Annotated in this window: 20 protein-coding genes and 2 pseudogenes; 11 read left to right on the top strand and 11 right to left on the bottom strand. The window is 59.5% G+C overall.

Translation table 11 applies throughout. From position 1 onward, the window contains the following. Positions 1-28: 28 nt before the first annotated feature. Genes LY284_RS11610 through qatD form a run of 3 tightly spaced genes read left to right on the top strand, consistent with a single transcriptional unit; the run spans position 29 to position 2,549 of the window. Positions 29-544, top strand: coding sequence for a hypothetical protein (locus tag LY284_RS11610; protein ID WP_233386162.1), 516 nt, complete (start codon positions 29-31; stop codon positions 542-544). Beyond that, entirely contained in the window at positions 541-1,803 is a 1,263-nt protein-coding gene (qatC, locus tag LY284_RS11615) for a Qat anti-phage system QueC-like protein QatC (RefSeq protein WP_233386200.1), read from the top strand. Before LY284_RS11610 ends, qatC begins: the two co-directional genes overlap by 4 nt. Then, positions 1,803-2,549 (top strand): Qat anti-phage system TatD family nuclease QatD, encoded by a 747-nt coding sequence (gene qatD / locus LY284_RS11620; RefSeq protein ID WP_233386216.1) that lies wholly within the window; start codon positions 1,803-1,805, stop codon positions 2,547-2,549. The genes qatC and qatD overlap by 1 nt, the downstream gene beginning before the upstream one ends. 1,080 nt (positions 2,550-3,629) lie before the next feature. Here the strand turns inward: qatD and LY284_RS11625 are convergent. Next, positions 3,630-4,343: a FadR/GntR family transcriptional regulator gene (locus LY284_RS11625; RefSeq protein ID WP_233386218.1), complete on the bottom strand. Its 714-nt coding sequence runs from the start codon at positions 4,341-4,343 to the stop codon at positions 3,630-3,632. Positions 4,344-4,491: 148 nt separating this feature from the next. Between LY284_RS11625 and LY284_RS11630 the strand changes: the two genes are divergently transcribed. The 5 genes and pseudogenes from LY284_RS11630 to LY284_RS11650 all read left to right on the top strand — a co-directional run. Beyond that, positions 4,492-5,373 (top strand): fumarylacetoacetate hydrolase family protein, encoded by an 882-nt coding sequence (locus LY284_RS11630; RefSeq protein WP_233386220.1) that lies wholly within the window; start codon positions 4,492-4,494, stop codon positions 5,371-5,373. Next, on the top strand, positions 5,370-6,155 hold the full coding sequence (locus LY284_RS11635) for an alpha/beta fold hydrolase (RefSeq protein WP_233386227.1): 786 nt from the start codon (positions 5,370-5,372) through the stop codon (positions 6,153-6,155). Before LY284_RS11630 ends, LY284_RS11635 begins: the two co-directional genes overlap by 4 nt. Positions 6,156-6,178: 23 nt before the next feature. Continuing rightward, the gene (locus LY284_RS11640; RefSeq protein ID WP_233386229.1) at positions 6,179-7,522 is read left to right on the top strand and encodes an amidohydrolase family protein; all 1,344 of its coding nucleotides are present in this window, start codon (positions 6,179-6,181) and stop codon (positions 7,520-7,522) included. Positions 7,523-7,671: 149 nt separating this feature from the next. Next, entirely contained in the window at positions 7,672-8,862 is a 1,191-nt protein-coding gene (locus LY284_RS11645) for an MBL fold metallo-hydrolase (protein WP_233386238.1), read from the top strand. Between the two features lie 235 nt (positions 8,863-9,097). Next, positions 9,098-9,217: pseudogene (locus tag LY284_RS11650) on the top strand (Hsp20/alpha crystallin family protein); the annotation flags it as partial. A gap of 235 nt (positions 9,218-9,452) precedes the next feature. On the opposite strand, the gene LY284_RS11655 reads toward LY284_RS11650, so the two are convergent. The 5 genes from LY284_RS11655 to LY284_RS11675 form a co-directional block, all read right to left on the bottom strand. Further along, complete coding sequence (locus tag LY284_RS11655; protein WP_008345072.1) at positions 9,453-10,763, bottom strand: IS256 family transposase; 1,311 nt, start codon at positions 10,761-10,763, stop codon at positions 9,453-9,455. A 426-nt stretch (positions 10,764-11,189) separates the two neighbouring features. After that, positions 11,190-11,615: a putative phosphothreonine lyase domain-containg protein gene (locus tag LY284_RS11660; RefSeq protein ID WP_233386240.1), complete on the bottom strand. Its 426-nt coding sequence runs from the start codon at positions 11,613-11,615 to the stop codon at positions 11,190-11,192. A gap of 143 nt (positions 11,616-11,758) precedes the next feature. Beyond that, positions 11,759-11,953 (bottom strand): excisionase family DNA-binding protein, encoded by a 195-nt coding sequence (locus LY284_RS11665; protein ID WP_233386250.1) that lies wholly within the window; start codon positions 11,951-11,953, stop codon positions 11,759-11,761. 516 nt (positions 11,954-12,469) lie between these two features. Further along, entirely contained in the window at positions 12,470-13,153 is a 684-nt protein-coding gene (locus LY284_RS11670; RefSeq protein WP_233386258.1) for a hypothetical protein, read from the bottom strand. 114 nt (positions 13,154-13,267) lie between these two features. Continuing rightward, positions 13,268-13,648: a hypothetical protein gene (locus LY284_RS11675; RefSeq protein WP_233386259.1), complete on the bottom strand. Its 381-nt coding sequence runs from the start codon at positions 13,646-13,648 to the stop codon at positions 13,268-13,270. Positions 13,649-13,847: 199 nt separating this feature from the next. Here LY284_RS11675 and LY284_RS39230 point away from each other — a divergent pair, with 199 nt between their 5' ends. Both LY284_RS39230 and LY284_RS11680 read left to right on the top strand, forming a co-directional pair. Beyond that, the gene (locus LY284_RS39230) at positions 13,848-14,213 is read left to right on the top strand and encodes a helix-turn-helix domain-containing protein (RefSeq protein ID WP_375294244.1); all 366 of its coding nucleotides are present in this window, start codon (positions 13,848-13,850) and stop codon (positions 14,211-14,213) included. 520 nt (positions 14,214-14,733) lie between these two features. Beyond that, positions 14,734-15,336: pseudogene (locus tag LY284_RS11680) on the top strand (ATP-binding protein); the annotation flags it as partial. 377 nt (positions 15,337-15,713) lie between these two features. Here the strand turns inward: LY284_RS11680 and LY284_RS11685 are convergent. Then, positions 15,714-16,295 carry a hypothetical protein gene (locus LY284_RS11685; RefSeq protein WP_148276032.1) on the bottom strand — a complete coding sequence of 194 codons (582 nt, stop codon included), beginning with the start codon at positions 16,293-16,295 and terminating at the stop codon, positions 15,714-15,716. A gap of 135 nt (positions 16,296-16,430) precedes the next feature. Between LY284_RS11685 and LY284_RS11690 the strand changes: the two genes are divergently transcribed. Further along, on the top strand, positions 16,431-16,970 hold the full coding sequence (locus LY284_RS11690; RefSeq protein ID WP_014190249.1) for a peroxiredoxin: 540 nt from the start codon (positions 16,431-16,433) through the stop codon (positions 16,968-16,970). A 44-nt stretch (positions 16,971-17,014) separates the two neighbouring features. On the opposite strand, the gene LY284_RS11695 is transcribed toward LY284_RS11690, so the two are convergent. The 4 genes from LY284_RS11695 to LY284_RS11710 form a co-directional block, all read right to left on the bottom strand. Continuing rightward, positions 17,015-18,355, bottom strand: coding sequence for a sigma-54 dependent transcriptional regulator (locus LY284_RS11695; RefSeq protein WP_014190248.1), 1,341 nt, complete (start codon positions 18,353-18,355; stop codon positions 17,015-17,017). An 18-nt stretch (positions 18,356-18,373) separates the two neighbouring features. Beyond that, complete coding sequence (locus LY284_RS11700) at positions 18,374-20,377, bottom strand: ATP-binding protein (RefSeq protein ID WP_014190247.1); 2,004 nt, start codon at positions 20,375-20,377, stop codon at positions 18,374-18,376. 13 nt (positions 20,378-20,390) lie between these two features. Then, positions 20,391-21,680, bottom strand: a complete 1,290-nt coding sequence (locus tag LY284_RS11705; protein ID WP_014190246.1) for a dicarboxylate/amino acid:cation symporter — start codon at positions 21,678-21,680, stop codon at positions 20,391-20,393. Between the two features lie 369 nt (positions 21,681-22,049). Next, entirely contained in the window at positions 22,050-23,081 is a 1,032-nt protein-coding gene (locus LY284_RS11710) for a virulence RhuM family protein (RefSeq protein WP_014190245.1), read from the bottom strand. Between the last annotated feature and the right edge of the window lie 126 nt (positions 23,082-23,207).

Here is a 23,207-nt window from a genome sequence, read left to right on the forward strand (position 1 = left end):
GGGTGGCCCAGCCCGCGCGGCACGAACCATGCGTGCAACTGCGCAGGGTGCGGGTGCGTTGGGGCAATTTCTTACCCAAGCACGTGATGGGACAAATCCACACGTTGTAGATTGGGTCGCGCGCGTTCGCGCCGCGAATCTGTCCGCCAACGACCTCATCTTGGAGATTGTGCGTGAGGTCATGCCGAACTCTGGAAGCGTTGATGAAGAGTCAGTTCGCAACGCAGCGACAGAAACGCTCTCACTGCTGTATGAGACCTCCCCCGACGTCGACGTTTTTGGTCTAACTGACCAACAAATCGCTGATGTCATCGGCTTTACAGTCGCGTACGACATCTGCAACCGAATGGACTTGCTGCTCGGACAAACCTACGAAAAGTTAAAGTACACGCCCCAGCAAGTACAAGCGTGTCGTAATGATGTCCGTGAGTACGTTCATGGGCTTGTTCGAGTAGAACTCGACAAACTCGGGCCTCGCCCTGTAGACACGCACGGCCTCGCGCGCGATGTCCTGTCGAAAACTCTGGAGGTATTCGGGGAATGAAGATTTTATGCACCAGCCCGGATAGCCTACCGGCAAACCTCGGACCTGACGAACAAGCCTTCTCGTTCTTCCGTTCGAATAGGCGCGCAGGGGTCGGAAACATCGCGATTGGCTGGAAGCGATTGTTGAAACGCACAGGCTTTGCTCCAGATGCTGCGGCGTGGGATTTTGTTCAACTCTGTCTCGCTGTTTGTGCCGCGGACTTAGCTTGCCCTCGAGCGACCAGCGCAGATGGTTGGACTCGAGTCATCGACCTCACGGTTGGCCTGCACGAGCCAGTGCGATGGATAGGCTTTGAAGAGCACGTAGAAAAGATGCTCAAGCTGCTGACAGGCGACTACTGGAAACTCCACTTCGTCGTGGGCGGTGAAGCACCGCCTGCAGGCAAGGTCGAAGCCGCGCCGCACGACTGCGTATGTCTTCTCTCGGGCGGCCTAGATAGCTTGGTCGGTGGCATCGACCTTGTGTCGCAGGGTCGCCGGCCCGTGTTCGTTTCGCAACTCGCTCACGACGACTCTGCCAAGCAAATAGAGTACGCTCGACAGCTAGGCGGTCCCAATGCACATTGTCAATGGAGTCATGGCATCAATTTTCCGGGACAACGCGAACCTTCGACGCGAGCTCGGTCGCTTGCCTTTTATGCTTTCGCCGTATTGGCTGCGTCTCGAGTGGGTGGAGAACAAGTTCAGGTGTTCGTGCCAGAGAACGGGTTCATCTGTATCAACCCTCCCCTTGTACCAGGTCGCGTATCAAGCTTAAGCACGAAAACGACGCATCCTCAATTTATCTCGATGATGCAAGAGCTGCTGAACGGGATTGGCCTCAGCATCGTACTTGAATTGCCCTATCGATTCAAAACGAAGGGCGAGATGCTCCGAGAGTGCCTCAATCAGGAGCTGCTGGAGAAACTCGCGAGCGGCACGACAAGTTGCGGACGATTTCGAACATACAATCGACGTCACTGCGGGCGATGCGTTCCATGCATGATTCGGAAGGGTGCATTTCATGCGTGGGGCGCTGGGCGGGATAGAACGGACTACAAACACGAGTCACTTCTGGTAGCGGAGAAATCTAGCGGCCCGGACGACGCTATGGCCGCAGCCCTTGCGGTCCTAACCGTGCAGGAGCGAGGACTCGAGAGATTCCTCGGAGCGACCCTCGCTTTTGCTCCAACGGCATACCGAGAGTCGTATCGGGAGACTATGAGCCGCGGCCTTGCGGAAGTCGAGGCAATTCTCCGTCGGGACGGCGTGCTCTAATGGATTTCCACTGTCACCTAGACCTCTATCCGGGCGCGAGGACTGTTTCCGAAGAGGCGTCACGTCGAAACCAGTTCACCTGGCTCGTGACGACAAGCCCTCGCGCCTTCGAAGCCACGTCGAAGGTACTTGGCCACGTTCCGCGTGTGCTTATCACCCCAGGATTGCATCCAGAACTGGTCGAGCAGCGCGCAGGAGAGCTTCCTCAACTGCTCAAGCAGATGGAGCAAGCGATTGCAGTCGGCGAAGTGGGAATAGATGGCTCGTATCGCTTCAAATCGAGCTTACCGATACAAAGAAAGGTGTTCGAGGCAGTAGTAACTCGCAGCAGAGAGCTCGGCGGCAGGACCCTCAGCATCCACTCCAGAGGTGCTGTAAAGGAGGTGTTGCCCATCCTCTTAAGAAATCCCAGATTCGGTACAGCCGTTCTTCATTGGTTCAGTGGGACCTTGGCCGAGGTGGAAATCGCCCATAAAATGGGCTGCTGGTTCAGCTTGGGCCCCGCTGCATTTGCGAGCGCAGCTGGTCGCGCACTTGCAACGAAGCTTCCCCGAGACAGAGTCGTTCCCGAGAGCGATGGGCCATTCGCTACCGAAGGTGGCGCTCCGATTCAACCATGGAGCATGGCGCGGACTGCAGAGCTGCTTGCCGTGCGTTGGGGCTGCTCTGAATCCGAGGCGGTGCAGACTCTAACTCATAACAGCGGGCGTTTGCTCACGGTGATGGGATGGCCGGGCTCTCAGTGAGCGCCGGTTGTCGGCTCGTAGGACTCTGCACGGACCGGTGCTTACATGCAGCTGCCCCTTCCGCAGTGCATCGCGTCCCCATACGGTCGGGGCCTCGTCGCTCACAGACAGTCCGCCAAAATATTTTTTCTGGCAAATCTCCCACGCTGGCGGCCAGATTTCTGCTCGCAGCGTGTCCGATGCAAAATCATCCCCCCTGTCGCGCCGTATACATACTGCTGCCCGTTCCGCGGTGCAGCCGCGCGACTGGTCGGACATCAACGGCAGCGGTCGCGGGACAACCGGTACTGTGGGATAGCCTTGAGACACCGGACAGGGTGGCGAAGTTAGCGCCCTGAGGCGAACGGCTGACGGGCGGCGCTGGCTCCGAGGGGCATCTCATGATGCTTGGGAATGTGTCTGAAGGCCCCGCTCAGGATAAGGCGGGGCTCCTCTCCACCAAGGGGCATTCACAAAAACAAGAGACGCATACTAGAGAGAATGCACAAACATAGAAAGAGAGAAAGGTGAAACCAAGGTCTGAAGGGGTTGGTGAGCTTATTCCGGGAGGCGGTGCTCGCAGTCGGACCGGGCCGGTCGTCCAGAATTGCGTCGAGCGATGCGAGGTCCCCGACGGTTTGTACAACACGCGGTATTTCTTTTCTTGGCGTAACTGATATTCCCAATGAGCGTGTGACCCAGCGACGCGCCTGACACGGCGAGCTTATCTCGGTAGCTTTCCGCGAGCACCGGCTTGCTTGCACCGCGCGCAAACACGACGGAGCGCAACCTGACGTCTCCGCTCGTCCTAGCCCAGTGACGCGCTCAGGGAGCCAGCCACAGCCCGCGTGGGCGGCGCCATGCAATAACCCGCGTCGCTCTGCCGACAACCATGACGCCCGTAGCCGCATATACCGGTTGCCCGTCGGAATGAGTGTGGGCTTCCAGCACCGTTGGATGACGGATGTCTTTCTTCAATCCTGTGACCGTAATCTCCCCTGCGCTGACAGGCCGTCGAGCAATTCTGTCAGTTGTGACATGCTCCCCGGTGCGATTGGCCGGTCGAGAGCTTGCTCACCGCGTGGTCTTTCACGCTAATACTCAGAGCCCAAACAGGTTGTGCTGAATCTGGCGTAAATGACCCGTGAGAACCTCGCCCGCTTTCTCAGCATCGCGGTCGCGTAATGCTTCAACAATCGCCCGATGCTGCGCTTCGTATTCCTTGCGCCGCTCTGGCGTGAGCGAGTGGCGCTTTAGTCGACCCCATTCGCCTTGCTCGCGAACGCGATTGGTAAGTTCCAGTATCTTCAGGAAAAAAGAGTTGTGGGTGGCCAGAGCGAAGGTCCGATGCAGTTCGCCGTCCCAATGCTCGAATTCTTCGACTGTCTGTGCCGCCTCCGACCGCTCGACGCACTCCGTCATGCGCGCAAAGTCGGATGAGGTGGCATTGCGTGCAATCAGCCTCGGCATCAGCGGCTCGATGAGCAGCCGCGCTTCCATCAACTCAGCAGGGCTCGTCTGTGTCTCCGACAGCTCGTCGATGACGATTTCGGGCGCAGGCAATGCTTTCGCCGCGCCGGGACGCACAAAAGTTCCGCTGCCGACAGCCTGCGTAATCAAGCCACGGTCCTTCAAGTCCTGCAAAACACGCCTGACCGCACCGCGCGACGCACCGAATTGCTCGCTCAACTGGCGTTCAGCCGGAAGCTTCACCCCGTCCGGCATGCGACCCGACGCAATCTCTTCCTGAAGATACGCCGCCAGCGCCTTCGCACCGACTGCCCGTATTGGGCTCTTTGTTTCCATGTCGCCCATCTTGATGCTCCCCGTTTCCGTTAACGTGAATCATACCATGAGAAGTACCAATTGGTAGCGATATTGGTTAACCCGCACTTGCGACCCATCCATTTTGGTTCTACAGTACGTCCTACGCAAACCAATTGGACTTATCCAGGAGCCATTTATGAAACTTGCAAATCTTTTGGTAGACGGCGCCGCGCTCGTCGCCGTCGTCGACACTGACAAAGCGGTGTTCTGGCCGGTATCCGCATTGGTCTCGGAATTCGACGGAGACATGGTCCAATTGGTCCGGTCTTTCGCAAAGTTCAAGGGTGACCTGCGCCCACGGGGCGAAGGGCGACCGCTGAGCGAAGCAGCGGTGCTGGCCCCAATCGACCAGCCGCGACGCAATATCTTCTGCGTGGGCAAGAACTATCACGAGCACGCGGCTGAATTCCAGAACTCGGGTTTCGACAGCAGCGCGAAAGACGGCGAACACGCTCCGGAAGCACCGGTGGTCTTCACGAAACCGGCTAGCACGGTGATTGGCCCGGGAGTGAAAATTCCGCGCCACGTCGATGTGACCAGCCAGCTCGACTACGAAGCGGAACTTGGTGTCGTTATCGGCAAAGCGGGTCGCGGCATTAAGAAAGCCGACGCGATGGACTACGTCTTCGGCTACACGGTCATCAATGACTTCACCGCCCGTGACCTGCAAAAGCTCCATCGCCAATGGTTCATCGGCAAATCGCTCGACGGCTTCTGCCCGATGGGTCCGTATCTGGTTACCGCTGACGAAGTCGACGGTCAGAACATCGACGTGAAATGCTGGGTCAACGGCGAGCTGCGTCAAAACTCGAACACCAAGCAACTGATTTTCGACATTCCGACGCTTATCGAAACACTCTCGGCTGGCATTGAACTGCAGCCCGGCGACGTGATTGCGACCGGCACGCCGGCTGGGGTTGGTATCGGCTTCAATCCGCCGAAATTCCTCCAGAAGGGCGATGTCATTCGCATTGAAATCGAGAACGTCGGCGTCCTGGAAAACGAGGTGGGCGAATGACCACGCAAGTCATCAGGAATGTCGCGGTTGAAGTCGAAGGCGACGGACAAGCTGTCGTTTGCATCCACGGTCTTGGCGGTTCGTCGAACAACTGGACGCCCGTTCTCTCGGCCTTCGAGGGCTTCAAAGTTGTCCGTCCCGATTTGCCTGGCAGCGCCCGCTCGGCGCTCCCGACCGAACGTCTGTCTATCGACCTCTACGTAGACACGCTCGCCGCAGTGCTGAGCGAACTGGGCGTCTCGAAGGCGCACATCGTCGCGCACTCGATGGGCACCATCGTCGCACAACACCTGGCCATCAAACATCCCGAACTCGTGCAGAGCCTTGCACTTTTCGGACCATTGCTGGCACCACCGGAGCAGGGCCGTCCCGGCATTCAGGCGCGAGCAGCGCTTTCGCGGGAGAAAGGCATCGCGGGTGTCCAGGAAATTGCCGACGCTATCGTTAAGGGCGCGACGAGCGCAGAAACCAAGGCACAACGTCCGGTCACCATCGCTCTCGTACGCGAAAGCGTGATGCGTCAGTCCCCGGAAGGCTATGCGCAGAGCTGCGAAGCACTGGCCGGCGCGCAGGCGGCCGAGGTTGAAAAGATTTCGGTGCCCACGTTGCTGGTCACCGGCGATGAAGACGGTGTCGGTCAACCGGCTGCTGTCAAGGCAATCGGCGAGTGCATCGCGGGAAGCAGGGTCACGGTCCTGTCCGGCTGCGGTCACTGGACGACCTTTGAAAAGCCGGCCGAATGCGCCGACGAGCTCAAGGCATTCTATAAGTCAATGCAGTAAGTTTCCCACCTATCGGAGGAGACATGAACAGAATCGCTTTTACCAACGTCAATATTTTCGACGGCACTGGCGCGGACCCGTACATCGGTGAAATTCTGGTCGAAGATAACCGGATTTCCAAGGTAGCGAAGAACCGCGACAGCGTGAATGCCAGTGGTGCGCATACCATCGACGGTCGCGGACGTTTCATCATGCCGGGCATGACCGAAGCGCATACGCACTTTTCGTGGAATGACCAACCTTCGCTATCAGCAATCCAGTTCATGCCGCCAGAAGAGCACATCCTGTGGTGCGTCAGGGTGGCCAAGCGCTATCTGGAAATGGGCTTCACGTCTGCGCTCGGTGCAGCAGCAGCAAAGGCACGTCTTGATGTCGTGTTGCGCAATGCCATCAATGCGGGTGAATTCCCCGGGCCACGTTATCTCGCCGGCAGCCAGGAAATTACGACCCTTGGTGGCCTTGGCGACAACACGCTGCCCCATCTGCCATTCCGGGAGTTGAACTTTGGCGAGGTGGTAAGCGGCCCGGAAGAGGTCCGCCGCGCAGCGCGCATGTTCATTAAATACGGTGTCGACCATCTGAAAATCAACCTTTCCGGCGAATACATCGCAGGCATTCCCGCAGAAGCCTCTCCGTTCTCCGAGGAAGAAATCGCGATGCTGGCGTCGGAGGCCAAACGTGCCGGCAAACGCGTGGCAGCGCATGCTCGTTCAAGTGAGTCGGTCAAGCAGTGCGTGCGTCATGGCCTCGAGCTGGTGTTCCACGCAAGCTTCGCGGACGAAGAAGCGCTGGATATGCTGGAAGCGAACAAGGATAAGCACTTCGTGGCTCCCGGTATCGGCTGGCTTGTCAGCACGCTCTACCACGCTGAAAAGTGGGGCATCTCGCAGGAAGTCGCGACGAAGATGGGCTATGCGCGCGAGCTCGAGGTTGCCTCCGAAACGCTGACCAAGATGCATAAGCGAGGCATCAGGATTTTACCTGGCGGCGATTATGGCTTCGCGTGGATGCCGCACGGTACCAATTCCCGCGACCTCGAACACTTCGTCAAGTACATCGGCATGACGCCGAAGGAAGCACTCCTTTCCGCGACGCAGCTAGGCGGCGAACTGATGATGCAACCTGAGCGCATCGGAAAACTCGCTGAAGGCTACTACGCAGACATCGTGCTGGTTGACGGCAACCCGCTCGAAGACCTCAGGGTCCTGCAAGACCCGGCGAAGATTTCCCTTGTCATGAAGGACGGCGAGCTCATCAAGAGTTGCTATGACATGAAGGCCCCGGAAGGTGCCATCCACGTCACCGGCGGCAACGAGCCAATGAGGGATGAAGGCGTCAAGAAGGCAATGCACGCCGAAGCACACTGAGGTATGGCCGGGACATCAACCTCAGTCCCGGCTGTTGTTCCCAAAAAACAGAGCCAGCTCACAACGCTCTCCCGGTGTGACTGCGCTCGTTCGAACATCTGAGGCAGACAGAGATGTGTGATTGCATTGGCAAGGCCCTTGAGTTGGGCATGTCCCGGCGCGGGTTTCTGGGCGCGGGCTGGAAAATGGCTGGCGCCGGACTGCCGCTGCTCATGGGAGTGCCCGCAAGCGCAACTGAAGTAGAGCAGCGTAGTCGGGCGATGGCCGAATCGCGTTCCAAGGCGCAAAGTCACGATACACGCCTAGTGCTTCTAGGTACGGCAGGTGGTCCGGTGTGGTGGCCAAACTGTGACCGAGAGGGCATCTCTTCTGCGCTGGTTGTGGGCGACGCAGTCTATGTCGTCGACTGTGGCGACGGTGTCGGCAAGCGCTACAAGCAAGCCGAACTCGGTCCCATCAATACCGTATCCGGCATGACCGGAATGGAGAACCTTCGTGGCATTTTCCTCACGCACCTTCACTCAGACCACACAATCGATTACTTCAACCTGTTTCTGTACGGTTGGTATGACGGTCTGACAGGTGTAAAGCAGCCAGTCCAGATTTATGGTCCCGGCCGACGCGGTCAGATGGAACCCATCTTCAACATCCCAGGCCAGCCCCCTTCCGCACCTCCGCCAATCGTCAACCCGGAGAACCCGACGCCAGGCACGGTCGATATGACCAACTATCTGTACCAGGCATATGCGCTCGACATCAACGACCGCCTGCGAGATGCTCATCGCCCCGATTTGCGCACCCTAATGCAGGTCCACGACATCGCCATCCCGCCGGTCAACGGTTTCAGAAGCCCCAACGAGACGCCGGTTCCCAAGATGGAGCCGTTCCTGGTCCACGAGGACGAACGCGTCCGTGTCACAGCTACCCTGGTTAATCACTTTCCAATCTGGCCGGCGTTCGCGTTCCGCTTTGATACAGACGATGGCTCTGTGACCTTCTCCGGCGATACGTCGCCATGCGAGAACCTGGTACGGCTCGCGCGTAATACCGATGTGCTCGTGCACGAAGTCATCGACACGACGTGGGTCGACGCACTGTTCCCACCACCGGTGGGGGAGAAGGAAGCCGCATTCAAACAGCATCTGCTCAGCTCACATACATCCATCGACGATGTGGGTAAGGTTGCTGAAGCCGCTGGTGCGAAGACGTTGGTGCTTTCTCACATCGCGCCGGGCCACGCCCCGCGCGCGAACTTGATGCGGGCGCAACGCAACTTCTCCGGCCAACTCATTATCGGCGAAGACCTCATGCAAATCGGCGTCGGCCGCAAACGCGGCTGACTGCCTTATCCAGACGCCTGTTTTCATTTTTGTGCCGGCCAGCGACCGTCGTGAGCTCGCCGGCACACCTCTTTTTTCAACACATAGAATAGGGTACTAATATGAATACACGGCGGGTTCTTCTCGTGCCAACTCTCGTCTGGGCTAAGGTCGGACTTATCTCAAGGCCGGCGTTCGCACAGTCCCGACGACGGTCAGGCGCAAACGCCAAAGTGATTATTAAATCGACTGTCAGATTATAAAGGACTTCGACACATCAAAAGTCGAAGCCTCACTGAAGCACGGTGTGCTGATACTTACCATACCGCGTCATGAAGAAGCGAAGCCACGACGGATTGAGGTGTCGGCAAGTTAACTACAGCCGGAGCAGCAGCGCGCTGAGCATCGCTGCTCCGACCTGCAGGCGACCGCAACCGACGGGTTGCGGTGTAGCGATTGCTTGCGTCCCTCTACCCTCGCTTTACCGAGAGATACCGGTCCCGTCCAGCAGCAGTTGCCGCGTGCGCTTCATGACCCAAGCCACCTCACGTTGCGAGAAGGGGCGATGTCCCGAAGACAGTTGAAGGTTGGGACGGCGGGTGCGGCATAGGTTAGGCAACCTTCCGATCATGGTCAATTGATTTCGAGCGTGACCGTTTCAAGGCCGCAGCGAGAATCCAGAGTTCATTCACGCCGAGGATTTTTCGGAAGTGCTTCTCAGCTTCCAGGAAGCCCGCGGCTGTCCAGCGCAACGCCATGTCGGCGTCGCGATAGCGCTTCACGCGCCCCGCGACACGGCGCACCGCGCCGTTGGGATTCTCGATGATGTTGGTCGTCGACAGCCCGCGCATGAGCGCCGGCGTCAGGCCCAGCTTGTTCACCGTGAAAGTTTCCTCCAGCCCCTCGAGCAGTGCGGCCGAGGCGTCCGGATAGTCGGCCTTGAGCCACGCCGCGTGCGTCTTGAGCTTGGCGATGCCATCGTCGGTCGACAACTTGTAGGCGGCCTTCATGATCGCGGCGGTTTGCGAAACGCTCTCCTTGGGCAGGCGCTCGAGGACGTTGCGCTGCTTGTGCACACGGCAGCGCTGCACGTGGGCGCGTTCGCCGAAGAACTCCTCGATGGCCGAGCGCAGCGCTTTGGAACCATCGATCACGAACAGGTATTCGCGATCCGCAGGCACGCCGCGCTCGATCAGTCCGCGCAACAGATCCTTGACGACCTGGGCGTTCTCACTCGACCCGCTCGCGAGACCCAGGAGGTGTTTCTCGCCGGGGCTGTCCACGCCGATAGCGGCGATGATGTGACGTGAGTCGACGATGATGCCGTCAAGGTAGATCGCCAGAAAGTCCTTGTCATCGAAGCGCCGCCCCATCAGCTCGGTGAGCGCCGTCTGGCTGGCCTTGATGAACTCGCGCGAGACGCTGCTCTTGGAGATGCCAACGGTGCCGGCCATCTCGGGCAGGACCTTGGCATATTTGCGCGTCGACACGCCCGTGACCATGATCTCGTGCACGCGCTCGGCGAGCCGCGGATTCTCGTTCAATTGCTCGTAGGCGGGGACCGGCACTTCGCCGCCGCCACGACGCCGAAGGCGCGGCCGCTTCACGTTCAACTTGCGTTCGTCCATCACAATCTGGCCTTGCTGCGAGCCGTGCCAGCGGATCTCGCCGCCTCTGCGGCCCGGATGCTTCTCGCCGGCGACTTCCGTCGCCGAGATCACCAGCAGTTGCTCGACAAGGCTACGGCCGGCTTCGTGCATCAACTCGTCGATGCTCGCGCGGGTGTTCTGAATCAGATCGAGCATGGGCAACAGGAGCTGACTGTTCTCGGCAAAACAGGCACGCAGTCCTTCCGGGTCCTGCTTGGGCACCACGTGCAACGGCGCGCTGGCGCTTTGGGGCTTCTTCTTGGTACGCTTCATTTGGCGGTTCTCCTTGGTTCCCTGTCCGGGAAGTTGGTCGTCGAAACCCGATTCTCTCGGATTTCCAACGGGGAACCGCCGCCTTCAACCTTCAACTACGCCCGGGACATTGCCCGAGAAGTCCCACTCACCCAAGTCGACCTTCAATCTCAAGCCTTTCTCGGCCCGGGTCAATGCCACGTCTGGCGACAGACCAGAGGCATTAATCTTTCGCGAGACGTACCCGGATAGCTGACTAGCAAGGTCCTCGCACGCGTCATAGCGTGCCCACAACTCCTCCTCCGTGGGACCGCTTTGATAGCGCCCGTCGACTTCGCGAACGAGAAGTTTGGGTTGAACCCCGGTTACAGAGCCTAGGTCTTGGTCTCTCGGGAAATCATCAGGCACACGTCGGTCCGTCATTCTATACTCCATAGCAACTGCACGCTACGCATGCAAGTGCCACTCATCAGGGCCGTATTTCCCGCTCCGAGTATCAATGTCACGCTTGTAGCCAAGCTCCTTCACGAAGCCCAGCGACCGCAGCACTTCGCGGGCGCGCATGAGGTCCTGCCTATCGGCCCAGTCGCGCGTGTAGACACAGATGACGTGCCCATCGCGACCCATGCTGCGCAGAGCAGTGGACACCTTGGCACACATCAGTTGGTTGCTCTCGATAGCGTCGCTGATTCTGCTCCACTCCTCGTCCACATCGGAGGGGCTCACAAAGATGCACCATTTCCCAGATGCATCGGTAGATGCGAAGTCGTTGTAGCTCGGGGACTTCTTGTAGTGCCAGTTGCAACTCATGTCCTCAGACGGCTTGTCCGATTTCCTGAACAATCGTTCTTCCACACCGATTCGTTCCTTCATCGAAGCCTCCTCGCGTCCGGCGCTACTCCATCGCGGCGGCAGTTGCCTGAACCGACTATCGTACGGCCTCCATATTTATCGCCCGCCCACCTGAACATTATCATCTTGCGATTCAGACACCACTACGCTTTATCAGATTCAGCTTATTCGTCAGCTGCCGAAGCTTGGTAGGCTTTTACCGCAGCATCCTGGTGCGCCTGATAAGCTAACACTGATGCCTTTGTTAGGAACTGGTTGTTCCGAGTTTTATGGTGAAGCTTGAGTTTGCCTTGCTTGAGCAGCTTCACGACATGTGGACGGGAAACGAATAGCAGCTTCGCGGCTTCGGCGGTGGACATGAAATCGTCGGCGTCAGGTGGCGGTGGAATCTTCGCGTTCGTCGACATTGTGGGTCACCCTTTCTCAAAGCAACCGGCCCCACGCGCCTAAGTTAATCCAGGCTAGCTCACAGGCACCGCGGCGCTACGTTCATTTCAATCCGCTTTCCGCCGCGCGGCGCGACATTGTTCCAACTCCTTGCTGAGCTCATCTATTCGCGCTTGCATGCCTGCCGCTCGTTTCAGTAGCTGTCCGACTTCATACCAGTAGGCATATCCTAGGTCCCCGCCCTCTAAGCCCAATTCGTGGAACTTGCGAAGCGCAGTTTCGAGGTCGATACGGCTATCAGAGTTCATCTCTTCTTCCGCTGATTTTGAGGGGCGGTTGGCGCGCTCCGCGGTAGGCAAGCGTCGAAACAAAACTCCGACTAGGCTGAGAGCGAACCCGACCACCGGCACGACCGGAAGTGTCAAGGTCATTGAAAGTGGAGTTCAAAAGTTCTTTCTTGGCCAGCAGAGGTACGAAATATTGGTCACCTATGGAAACAGTCGGGCATATTGTTCGGCGGCGGTTTTGGCTTCCTGAACTACCGCCTTAACATCCCCCGCGGATAGTCGTTGAAGCGGTGTGGCCCCGCCCAACGCCTCAATCGCAGTCGTGAAGAAGTCGAACATAGACCATGGGTCGACTTTGCCGAGACCACGTATGACCTTTCTGAAGTCGTCGCGAAAAATCGTCGTCGAGAGGAAGAACGCTGGGTAAAAGGCTTCGGGACCAAAGTAGACGCGAAAGACTCGTTGCGATTCGACAAGCTTAGCCAGTTTCTTTTCCGTGAGGCCTGCCGAGATGCGGAAGTCATGCATTCGGAGCACTTTGCCTTGAAGCACGAGAGGGTAGCGCTCCGGGTTCGCATTGTGGTACCTACGGGAGCGCCTATTTTCTAGCGCCTGCTTCGACTCAGCTCTAACGCGCTTGCGAAGCCTATCTTCCTCCTCGCAAAGCGCGGGGAAATCGATGCTGTAGACCATGGCCTGGCCAACGGCCTTGCAAAGATGATTCTTGAAGAGCCGACCAAGCGCCGCATCAGGGATTTCAAGCAGTGTTTCAGCGACCTTCGGGTCGAACAGGATGGCTGCAATCACGGCGCGACGGAAGATGTCGTCTACCCATTCCTCATCGAGCGATGTTTCGTTCTCTGTAGCACGCGTAGAGCGCGGCATGGTCATTCCTTACTTAAGCGAGAGCTTTTGAGCCCGCATGGTCTCCAGACTTCGACGGCCTTCACGGATAAGCGTATTCTGCAGCCCGCCGCAGATTTCGAATCTCGCACGTACTCACCCGTTTTCGAAGCTCAATACTTTCACCAGCCGTGGTCTCTCAATACGCGTACCGAATGCGACAGGCAAACACCGTCTCGTTTCTCCGTCGGCGGTCGAATACCAGTAGTTCACGACACCCTTATCGTTTCCCTCTGCCTCCTGCCACAACCCGCTTACTCGGCAGAGCGTGACGGAAGCGTCATCCTCACTACGAGCCAACAAGTGAACCGAAAAGCTGACATCGCCAAGTTGCAGTACCAGTTGAATCAGCGCCTCGGCACCGTCCACCACCCAACCGTCCGGACGCCAGTCCGCGCCGCGAGATGAGGCAACGACAAAGAAGTTCGGCGTGGCGTCCGACCATCCAACACAGCGCCACGGAAGAAATGGCTGCATGAGCCTCTTCTTTATGGGATGTGGCTCTTCCCAACTGCTGTCAGTAAATAGCATCCGAATGACCAACGAAATGAGCAACGTTTAACTTGCATTGCTAGCAACATGACATTCTATGTCGTATGTCAACATATCATGCCGTTACTTTAAATGCTAGTTGAGACGACCATATGTGTCGGTCAACGACACACAATGTTGAGTAGTGACGCAAATAAAGGAAAAAAGGTTAGCCAACCAAATTGGCTCTACGCTCGCTCGCCTTCGTGCGGAGCGGGGATATACACAGGAATTTCTCGCCGAGCGGCTGGATGTAACGATTGAGACAATCGGACGATTCGAGCGAGGTATTGTCCTTCCGACTTTGCCTCGCTTGTATCAGCTGGCTGAGGTGCTGGCAGTGCCAGTGGTCGACCTTTTACAAAGCGGGTCGTCTCGGTCAGGAGACGTTGCCCTGGAAATGACGTCGTTGCTCGAGCGACTCTCGCTTGACGACCAGACCTTCGTCCGGAAGTGGCTCTGGGAAATGTGCGAGCACCTCGGCAAGCCTCGCCATTCACGCAAAAAATGACCTGATACCTCTCTCAGAATGCCATTGGCTGACGCTCGCCCCAACTGCCCTGTTCGAAGCATACCCACACACCTCTGCCTCTGCAGCGCTCAAAGCGAGGCGGGTCGGACGAAACATTCGCGGCACTAAGAGTTTGTGCAACTACTCCGGCCCGTTCCAGTCGCATCTAGCCAAGAAGTTGCTTTTCGCGGGCGTTATCGCTCGCAAGACAGCCGGCAAGTCAGCGCAAAAGTACGAAAACGTTATGGAAGAACTGCCTGCGGACGGGCCAGATGTGCCTTTGCAGCTTCCCCGTGTGTACAACTTCGCTGCCCACACCACGAGGGTGTGGACAGCCGCCTGACGGCGGTGCCGAAGTTGCACACACTTGAGGCTGACGCGCCGGCGTTGCCGGCTTGCCCTAACCTGGATAGATAGCCTTAAGACGAACGGCATCAGTTTGCGAGCCATCGGGTGCTGAAAGGCCGCAAAACCGATGTGGGGCTTTGAGCAACTTTTCACGCATTTTATGCTGGAAAGCAAAATCCCGGAATTCGATCGCAAGGTGCTCGAAACCCTGCGTGAGCCGCTCGAAGTCGGACAAATCACGATATCGCGCGCTGCACAGCAGGCGGATTTTCCCGCCGCGTGTCAGCTCGTTGCGGCGATGAATCCGTGCCCGTGCGGCTGGCGCGGCGATCCCGGCGGGCGCTGCCGCTGCTCGCCCGATGTCGCCGCGCGTTATCTGCGCAAGCTATCGGGACCGCTGATGGACCGCATCGACATTCAGATCGAATTGCCGGCGTTGTCGCCTGCGGAGTTGTCGGCGCGGGGCGCGGAGCGTGGCGAATCGAGCGCGATGGTCGCGGCGCGTGTCGCCGCCGCCCGCGACATTCAGGCGCGGCGTCAGGGCAAAACCAATCGCGAACTGGACGGCCGCCAGGCCGATGACGTATGCCGCCCGGATTCAGCCGGCGAGGCGTTGCTGCGCGCCGCAGGCGAGCGCTTCGGCTGGTCGGCGCGTGCGTACTACCGCGTGCTGAAGGTCGTGCGCACGATCGCGGATCTCGCCGGCGCGGAGATGCCGGAAGTCTCGCACGTCGCCGAGGCGGTGCAGTACCGGCGCGCGCTCACGGTCGCGTAAAGCGATGCGCGCGTGCTGGTCCGCGGTGTGCTGGGCGAAAAAGTGCTTGTCAAGACTTGACTTATGCACAATGAAGCGCTCTGCACCGTGTTTTGGTATGACCAAGCCCCTGATTTGCACTCATTTCACAGATTATTGATTTTATTGAATTATTTAACTTGCCGTGAACGAAGGCAAAGTAAGGTAAACCGCGTGAAGCGGGCTTTTGCGCGTTGCCGCACACTCTTTTCCACATAGTTATCCACAGACATTGTGGATAGTGGAAAAAGTCCATACGAATCCGCGAATTAGCGCGTAAACTTGCGAATGAACTTTGGATCTTTGAGACGGACTAAGACGCCTCTTAAGTCAGCACTCGCAGAATTCGAGGCTTCCCTCTAAAAGAGTTTGAAGGACATAAAGAATTGATCGGCCTGCTCCTGCGGCGGCGATTTGTCTGACACGATCGCCAACTGATAGACATGCACGCCGCGCGCGACGAATCGCGCCTGGATGGTCCGCGATTCGCGTTTCGCGCCGCCTTCTCCCTTTACGTCCATCGCGCTGCCCGCTACCCGGCCGCCCGCCGCAAGGTCGAACTGCGTCGCGCGAGCTTCGGGCTTCGCGTTCACGTTGCGCGCGAGACCTTGCTGGAGGAAATCGAGCGTCGCGCGCTGCAGGGCCGGATCGGCGCTCGGCAGAACGACGGTGCCGACCGCGAACACGGCATCGCCGGCTTCGGCGGTCTGCATGCGCATCGTCATCGACTGGCCGGCGATATCGATCTTTCTTTCGTCCGAGCGCGGTTTGGCCGGCAGCGTCACTTCGTAGCCATCGTCGTTATTCATCACGGTGCGCCAGTCGTAGGACGGCGTGCACGCGAGCAGTGCGCCGCATGCGACCGATGCGCACAGTGCCGCGCGCAGCCCCGCGCACACCCCATTTCTCAGACGAAAAAAAAGCGGAAAAACTCGTTTCATGACGGACGGATGCGTGAAAACCATCATTATCGCGCTGCGATGCCGGGCTTATCGGCGCGTCACGAACCCATCGCGAAATTGGCGCTAAAATATGCGGCAGTCTCCGCTCGGCCGGAGAGCATTCCGAGGTTCCACATGTCCCAAGCCACGCAAGACACCACCACGCGCGCCAAGAGCCCGCTGCGCTATATCCTGATGGCGCTCGTCGCGGGCGTGATCGCCTGCACCGGCTATTTCGCTTTCGGCGGCCAGCAGAAGGCGCCTGACGCCACGTTCACGCTGCTATCGGGACAAAAGATTTCGACATCGGCCGATCTCAAGGGCAAGGTCTATCTCGTCAACTTCTGGGCGACGAGCTGCGAAACCTGCATGAAGGAAATGCCGCAGATGATCGATACGTACAACAAGTTCAAGGGGCGCGGCCTGGAGTTCGTCGCGGTCGCGATGAGCTACGACGCGCCGATGTACGTGAATAACTACGCGCAGACGCGCAATTTGCCGTTCAAGGTCGCGATGGACGACGGCAGCGCCGCGAAGCAGTTCGGCAATGTGCAACTGACGCCGACCACGTTCGTCATCGACAAGAACGGCAAGATTTTGAAGCGCTATGTCGGCGAGCCGACGTTTGCGGAGCTGGATCAACTGCTCGACAAGGCGCTGGGGTCGGCTGCGTGAGCCGGCACTAGACACAAGCAAACGCCCGCAGATGCGGGCGTTTTTCATCCACGGTCCGAATCGCCCTTCACAACGATCCCATACCGCTTGATCTTCTCGTAAAGCGTCGCCTTGCCGAGCTGAAGCCTGTCCGCCGCCACCGCGACCGCACCCCCGCACTGCTCCAGCGCCCCCGCGATCACCGCGCGCTCGAACTGCTCGATGCGTTCCTTGAGCGGTTGCGTCGACGTATCCAGCGCCGCGGCACCGCCGTCGTCGAGAATGCCGAGCACCATGCGATCCGCCGCGTTACGCAGCTCGCGCACGTTGCCGGGCCAGTCGCGCTGCATCAGCTCCGTGCGCTGGCGGTCCGTGATGAGCGGCGCAGGCCGGTCGTAACGCACGGCGGCATCGAGCAGGAAGTGCTCGAAGAGCGGAACGATATCCTCGCGGCGCTCGTTCAGCGGCGGCAGCGTGATCGTCACGACATTCAACCGGTACAGCAGATCGCGCCGGAACGTGCCGTCGGCGACGTGCTCGTTCATGTCGCCCTTCGCGGCCGCGACCACGCGCAAATTCGCGCGCACCGGCTGATTCGAGCCGAGCCGCTCCAGCACGCCGTCCTGCAGCACGCGCAGCAGCTTCACCTGCAACGAAAGCGGCATGCTCTCGATTTCGTCGAGAAAGAGCGTGCCGCCCGACGCCGCCTCCAGCCTGCCGATGCGCCGCTTTTGCGCGCCCGTGAACGCGCCCGCCTCGTAGCCGAACATCTCCGATTCGAACATCTGTTCCGGCAGCGCGCCGCAATTCACCGCGATGAACGGCTTGTCGCGCCGCGGCGATGTCTCGTGCAGGCTGCGCGCGATCAGCTCCTTGCCCGCGCCGGTATCGCCGTTGATGAGCACGGCGGCGTCCGTCGGCGCGACGTTGGCGATCAGCCGCCGCACCTGCTCGATCGCCGCGCTGCGCCCGATGATGCGGCTCTGCCCCGCGCCCGCGAGCTCGCGCCGCAACGCCTGATTTTCGAGCACCAGCGACCTGCGCTCCAGCGCGCGGCGCACCGCTTCGATCAATCGCTCGGAGGCGAACGGCTTTTCGATGAAGTCGTACGCGCCGTCGCGCATCGCTTGCACGGCCATCGAGATATCGCCGTGACCGGTGACGAGAATCACCGGCACTTCGGGCGCGCGTTCGCGGCACTGCGCGAGCAGATCGAGGCCGCTCGCGCCGGGCAGACGGATATCGCTCACGATCACGCCGGGAAAACTCGCGTCGATCGCGCGCGCGGCGGATTCGACGCTGCCGTGCCCGGTCACGTCGAAGCCCGCGAGTTGAAGACTCTGCACGCTCGCGCGGCGCACGAGTTCGTCGTCTTCGATGAAGATCACCTGCAAACCGGTGCTCATGTGTTACTCCATCCAGTGTTACGCGCGGCGCAGCGTCAATACGAATTCTGCGCCGTAGGAGCCGTCGGCGTCGGCTTGCGTGCCGCCTTCGGGACCGTCCGCGACGATCGGCGCGACGCGGTTGCGCGCGATCAGCGAACCGCCGTAGTCTCGCGCGATCGCCGATGAAATCGCGAGCCCGAGGCCGAGGCCGTGTCCCATTTCCTTGGTCGTGAAGAACGGCTCGAAAAGACGCGGCAGCGCGTCGGCGGGAATGCCGGGGCCGTTGTCGCGCACGACGATCTCGATCGCGTCCTGGCGCGCGTCCAGTTCGACGACGATCCGCGGCCGGTCGCACGACGCGACCGCATCGAGCGCATTGCCGATCAGATTGATGAACACCTGCTCCAGCCGCAAATCCTCGCAGCGCGCGAAGATCGGCGCGGCGCCCTCCGCGAGTTCCGGCGCGATATCGACCGTCACGTTCTTCATGCGCGGACGCAGCATCGAGAACACGTTGCGCAGCGCGCGCGCAATGTCGGCGCGCGCGTTCTTCGGCCGCGCCTTCGTGACGAACAGTTTGAGCTGATTGGTGATGTTGCCCATGCGCTCGGTCAGCGACGCAATCGCTTCGAGATTCTCGCGCGCCGCCGCCTGATCGCCGCGGTCGATCAGCACGCGTGTGTTGTCGGAGAAACTGCGCAGCGCGGCGAGCGGCTGATTGAGTTCATGCGTGATGCCGGCCGCCATCTGGCCGAGCGCGGCGAGCTTGCTCGCCTGAATGAGCTCGTCATGCGCGGCGCGCAAATCCTGTTCGGCGCGCGTGCGCTCGTTCACTTCGCGAATGAGTTGCGCGTTCGCTTCTGACAAATCCGCCGTGCGCTCCGCGACGCGCTGATTCAGTTCCGCATACGCGGTCTGCAAAAGCTCGCGGCTGCGGATCATGTCGCGCACGCGCGAGCGGCGCATGCGCCAGTAAAACGCGAGCAGGCACAGCGAGACGAACACGAGCGCCGTGACGATGACCGCGTTCTGCGCGGCGCTTTCGACCGGATCGAGCGCGGCCATCGTGATCAGTTGCCAATCTGGCTCACCGATCGAGCGGTGCGTCGCGAGATACGCCGGCGCGCGGCGTCCGTCCCGCCCGCCGCCGACGCGCACGATCTGCGCGCCGCCTTCGAGCGTTTTCACGATGGTCATCGGCAGCGGCGTGATCGCCTGCTGCGCATACTGGCGCGTCGCGTAGACAGACGCTTCGATGTTCTGCGGCAGCGGCCGCACCGTGTGATATTTCCATGCCGGCACCGACGACAGAAAGATCACGCCGTGATCGTCGGTGACGATGAGCGGCTCGGACGCATCGGCGCCTTGCAGCCATTCGAGATTGAGCTTCACCACCACGACGCCGATGATCTCTTTCGTGCCGTCGCGATCGTTTTCCCGGTGCACGGGCTGAGAGATGTAATAGCCGGGTTCCGTCGAGATCGTGCCGATGCCGAAGAACCGGCCGACGCCGCCTTTCATCGCGTCGATAAAATACGGCCGGAAGTTGTAGTCCACGCCCACGAAGCTGTCCGGCGCGCTCCAGTTGCTCGCGGCAACAGCAATGCCGTTTGCGCGGATCAGATACGTGACCGTGGCGTGGGCGCGTTCGTTGAGATCTTCGAGATAGCGGTTCGCGCGTTCGACGTTGGCTGCATCCGGGTGATCGAGCGCATTCTGCACGACCGGATGCCGCGACAGCAGATACGGCAGATATTCGTAGCGGTCGAGCGTGCTCTTGAGCGTGTTCGTGGTGCGATCGACGCGCGCAGCGGCATTGAGGCGCAATTCGTCGATGCCGCTTCGCCAGGCGACGTGCCACGTGAGCGCGCAGCACGCCACGAGCGCGGCGAGGAGCGCGAAGAACACGAGGATGCGGCGCGTCACGTGAGCAAATTCCCGCGGATGAGAATCGCTCATTGTGGCATACGCGCCTTCGGGGTACGGCTCCGAAAGCGGCCGCGGCGAAGCGCTCGCAGGTTGAGGCTTCGCCGCGTTCATGATGAAGCTCGCGTCAGACCGTTTCGGCTTCGTTTCGGTCGCTCACGTCGACATCGCGTGACAGCGCCGCCTTCAGCTTGCTGCGATCCAGCTCCTTCTCCCACGCCGACACGACGACCGTCGCCACGCCGTTGCCGACGATGTTCGTCAGCGCGCGGCACTCGGACATGAAGCGGTCGATGCCGAGAATCAGCACCATGCCCGCGAGCGGAATCGTCGGCACCACGGCGAGCGTCGCGGCCAGCGTGATGAAGCCCGCGCCGGTCACGCCGCTCGCGCCCTTCGACGTGAGCATCGTCACCGCGAGCAGCGTCAACTGCTGGCCCCACGTGAGATCGGTGTTCGTCGCCTGCGCGATGAACAGCACGGCCATCGTCATGTAAATGTTGGTGCCGTCGAGATTGAACGAATAGCCGGTCGGCACGACGAGACCCACGACCGAGCGCGAGCAGCCGAGCTTTTCGAGCTTGAGCATCAGTTGCGGCAGCGCGGCTTCCGACGACGACGTGCCGAGCACGATCAGCATCTCTTCCTTGATGTACGCGACGAACTTCAAGATGTTGAAGCCGACCATGCGCGCGATCGCGCCGAGCACCACGACGACGAACACGATCGACGTCAGATAGAACGTGCCGATGAGCTTGAGCATGGGCAGCAGTGAGCCGATGCCGTATTTGCCGATGGTGAACGCCATCGCGCCGAACGCGCCGATCGGGGCGAGCTTCGTGATGATGCCGACCATGCCGAACAGGATGCTCGACAGACCTTCGATGAAGTTCGTCACGACCTTGCCGCGCTCGCCGATATGCGCGAGCACCGCGCCGAACAGCAGCGCGATCAGCAGGATCTGAAGGATTTCACCCTGCGCGAACGCCGAAACGAGCGTGTCCGGGATCAGGTGCATCAGGAAATCGACCGTGGTCTGACCGTGCGCCTTGGTGGCGAAAGCATCGATCGCCTTGTGGTCGAGCGTGGCCGGGTCCACGTTGAAGCCGACGCCCGGCTTGAGCAGGTGCGTCGCGAACAGGCCGAGGATCAGCGCGAACGTCGAGACGATTTCAAAGTAGAGCAGCGCCTTGCCGCCGACGCGCCCGACCTTCTTCATGTCTTCCATGCCGGCGATGCCGGTCACGACCGTACAGAAAATGATCGGCCCGATCACCATCTTGATGAGTTTGATGAAGGCGTCGCCGAGGGGCTTCATGTCGGTGGCGAGCGTCGGATAGAAGTGCCCGAGCGCGATACCGATGATGATCGCAACGATAACCTGCACGTACAGGACTTTATAGAGAGGTTTTTTCACGATGGTTCCAGGCAATAACAAGCAGTTGGCGAAAGGGGCCAGCGGCAAGCATGACGCGCGGTGGGCGTTTGTGGTGCGCGAGTGTGTGGGATGCGCACGTCGAATCGCGCCGCGTAAGCGATAGCCGCTTCGTCGACGGATTCAGGGACGTTGGGATGCGAGAGGGGTCATCGGCTTGTCTCCTAACTTTTATGGGCGGCTCGGTGGCCGTGCCATTTATATTGCAAGGGCGATGCCAAGTTTAAAAATTCTTAAGTTGCTGATTTTGTTGATGTTTTATGCCGGTGCGTTTAGGCCGAATCCGAGTTTCCGGAAATCCGGAATGGGGGTGTCTGGCGATCTGGAAGGTGGCGGCGGTGAGACGCGGTGCTACCGCTGAACTTTGGCACGGTCGCTCAGTTGCCTTTCGAGCTCGTCTAGCTCACGCAAATCCGCTTCATCCGCGCTCTCGGCTTCTGCTTTACGCCGCGCCAAATCGAACTTTTCATATATCCCGGACACGATCGTGCTCATGGACGCCTGACTCATTTGACCATTGCCCTGCAACAGCGGCTGCTCGTTGAACGTCACGAAGCTATCGACGTAGGTTTTCCAGTCAACCATGCGCAGGTTCTGTCGCTGCACCGCGCGCAATTCCGCGAAATCGAGAAACAGGCTGACGATGCGATTGAGGTCGTGGAGTTCTTCCTGGCCCAAGTAGTTCTTGGCCACCGTGACGTCTCCTTTGCGCACACGGCCGCACTTCCATGTGGTCAGGCCCATGTTGGGTCGGTTGGCATCGGCGCGCTGCACGATGAGTTCCGCCGCCGTGTGGCCCGTAACCGCAAAGAAGAGCTTGTTCTGAACTTCGGCGAAGAACTCACGCGTAGCTTCAGCGTCGTCGGCGTAATCGGTCGAGAGCGCAAACAGGTCTCGCACCTTCTGATAAAAGCGCTTCTCCGATGAGCGAATGTCCCGGATACGTTCGAGCAGCTCGTCGAAGTAGTCCCAGCGTTCCGGACTCTTCAGGCGCTCGTCGTCCATCACGAAGCCTTTGATCAGGTATTCGCGCAGGTGTGTCGTGGCCCATTGGCGAAACTGGGTGCCGCGCCGTGATTTCACGCGATACCCAATGGCCAGAATCATGTCGAGGTTGTAGTGCTTGACGCTCCGCCGAACCTCACGAGTACCCTCGAATCGAACTATTAAGTCTTCTTTAATAGTTCGATCTTCGCTCAACTCCCCTTCATCGATCAGGTTCCTGACGTGAATATTGATGTTGGCGACAGTGGTCTGAAACAACGCGGCCAGTTCGCTCTGCGTCAACCAGACCGAACTGTCCGCCGCCCGCAGGAAGAATCTCGCGCTTCCGTCGTCGGTTTCATACAAGACCAGTTCTGCCTTCGTCTGCTGCTGGTTCATCTTCGGCTCCGAAAATCGTGTCGTCATCTTGGCCGAAAATTCATTTCGAGATCAACACGGCTCGCCGCGTTAGCCGTTCGGTAGATGAAGCGCCCATAAAAAAACCCACGGTCGCCCGTGGGTTTT

The organism is Caballeronia sp. PC1, from assembly GCF_021353155.1.
GTDB lineage: Bacteria > Pseudomonadota > Gammaproteobacteria > Burkholderiales > Burkholderiaceae > Caballeronia > Caballeronia cordobensis.

What these genes read in the sequence shown, in the direction of transcription:
- LY284_RS11610 (WP_233386162.1), top strand. Translation starts at nt 29, where the DNA reads ATGCGTGCAACTGCGCAGGGTGCGGGTGCGTTGGGGCAATTTCTTACC.
- qatC (WP_233386200.1), top strand. Translation starts at nt 541, where the DNA reads ATGAAGATTTTATGCACCAGCCCGGATAGCCTACCGGCAAACCTCGGA.
- qatD (WP_233386216.1), top strand. Translation starts at nt 1,803, where the DNA reads ATGGATTTCCACTGTCACCTAGACCTCTATCCGGGCGCGAGGACTGTT.
- LY284_RS11625 (WP_233386218.1), bottom strand. Translation starts at nt 4,343, where the DNA reads ATGGGCGACATGGAAACAAAGAGCCCAATACGGGCAGTCGGTGCGAAG.
- LY284_RS11630 (WP_233386220.1), top strand. Translation starts at nt 4,492, where the DNA reads ATGAAACTTGCAAATCTTTTGGTAGACGGCGCCGCGCTCGTCGCCGTC.
- LY284_RS11635 (WP_233386227.1), top strand. Translation starts at nt 5,370, where the DNA reads ATGACCACGCAAGTCATCAGGAATGTCGCGGTTGAAGTCGAAGGCGAC.
- LY284_RS11640 (WP_233386229.1), top strand. Translation starts at nt 6,179, where the DNA reads ATGAACAGAATCGCTTTTACCAACGTCAATATTTTCGACGGCACTGGC.
- LY284_RS11645 (WP_233386238.1), top strand. Translation starts at nt 7,672, where the DNA reads ATGTCCCGGCGCGGGTTTCTGGGCGCGGGCTGGAAAATGGCTGGCGCC.
- LY284_RS11655 (WP_008345072.1), bottom strand. Translation starts at nt 10,763, where the DNA reads ATGAAGCGTACCAAGAAGAAGCCCCAAAGCGCCAGCGCGCCGTTGCAC.
- LY284_RS11660 (WP_233386240.1), bottom strand. Translation starts at nt 11,615, where the DNA reads ATGAAGGAACGAATCGGTGTGGAAGAACGATTGTTCAGGAAATCGGAC.
- LY284_RS11665 (WP_233386250.1), bottom strand. Translation starts at nt 11,953, where the DNA reads ATGTCCACCGCCGAAGCCGCGAAGCTGCTATTCGTTTCCCGTCCACAT.
- LY284_RS11670 (WP_233386258.1), bottom strand. Translation starts at nt 13,153, where the DNA reads ATGCCGCGCTCTACGCGTGCTACAGAGAACGAAACATCGCTCGATGAG.
- LY284_RS11675 (WP_233386259.1), bottom strand. Translation starts at nt 13,648, where the DNA reads ATGCAGCCATTTCTTCCGTGGCGCTGTGTTGGATGGTCGGACGCCACG.
- LY284_RS11685 (WP_148276032.1), bottom strand. Translation starts at nt 16,295, where the DNA reads ATGAAACGAGTTTTTCCGCTTTTTTTTCGTCTGAGAAATGGGGTGTGC.
- LY284_RS11690 (WP_014190249.1), top strand. Translation starts at nt 16,431, where the DNA reads ATGTCCCAAGCCACGCAAGACACCACCACGCGCGCCAAGAGCCCGCTG.
- LY284_RS11695 (WP_014190248.1), bottom strand. Translation starts at nt 18,355, where the DNA reads ATGAGCACCGGTTTGCAGGTGATCTTCATCGAAGACGACGAACTCGTG.
- LY284_RS11700 (WP_014190247.1), bottom strand. Translation starts at nt 20,377, where the DNA reads ATGAACGCGGCGAAGCCTCAACCTGCGAGCGCTTCGCCGCGGCCGCTT.
- LY284_RS11710 (WP_014190245.1), bottom strand. Translation starts at nt 23,081, where the DNA reads ATGAACCAGCAGCAGACGAAGGCAGAACTGGTCTTGTATGAAACCGAC.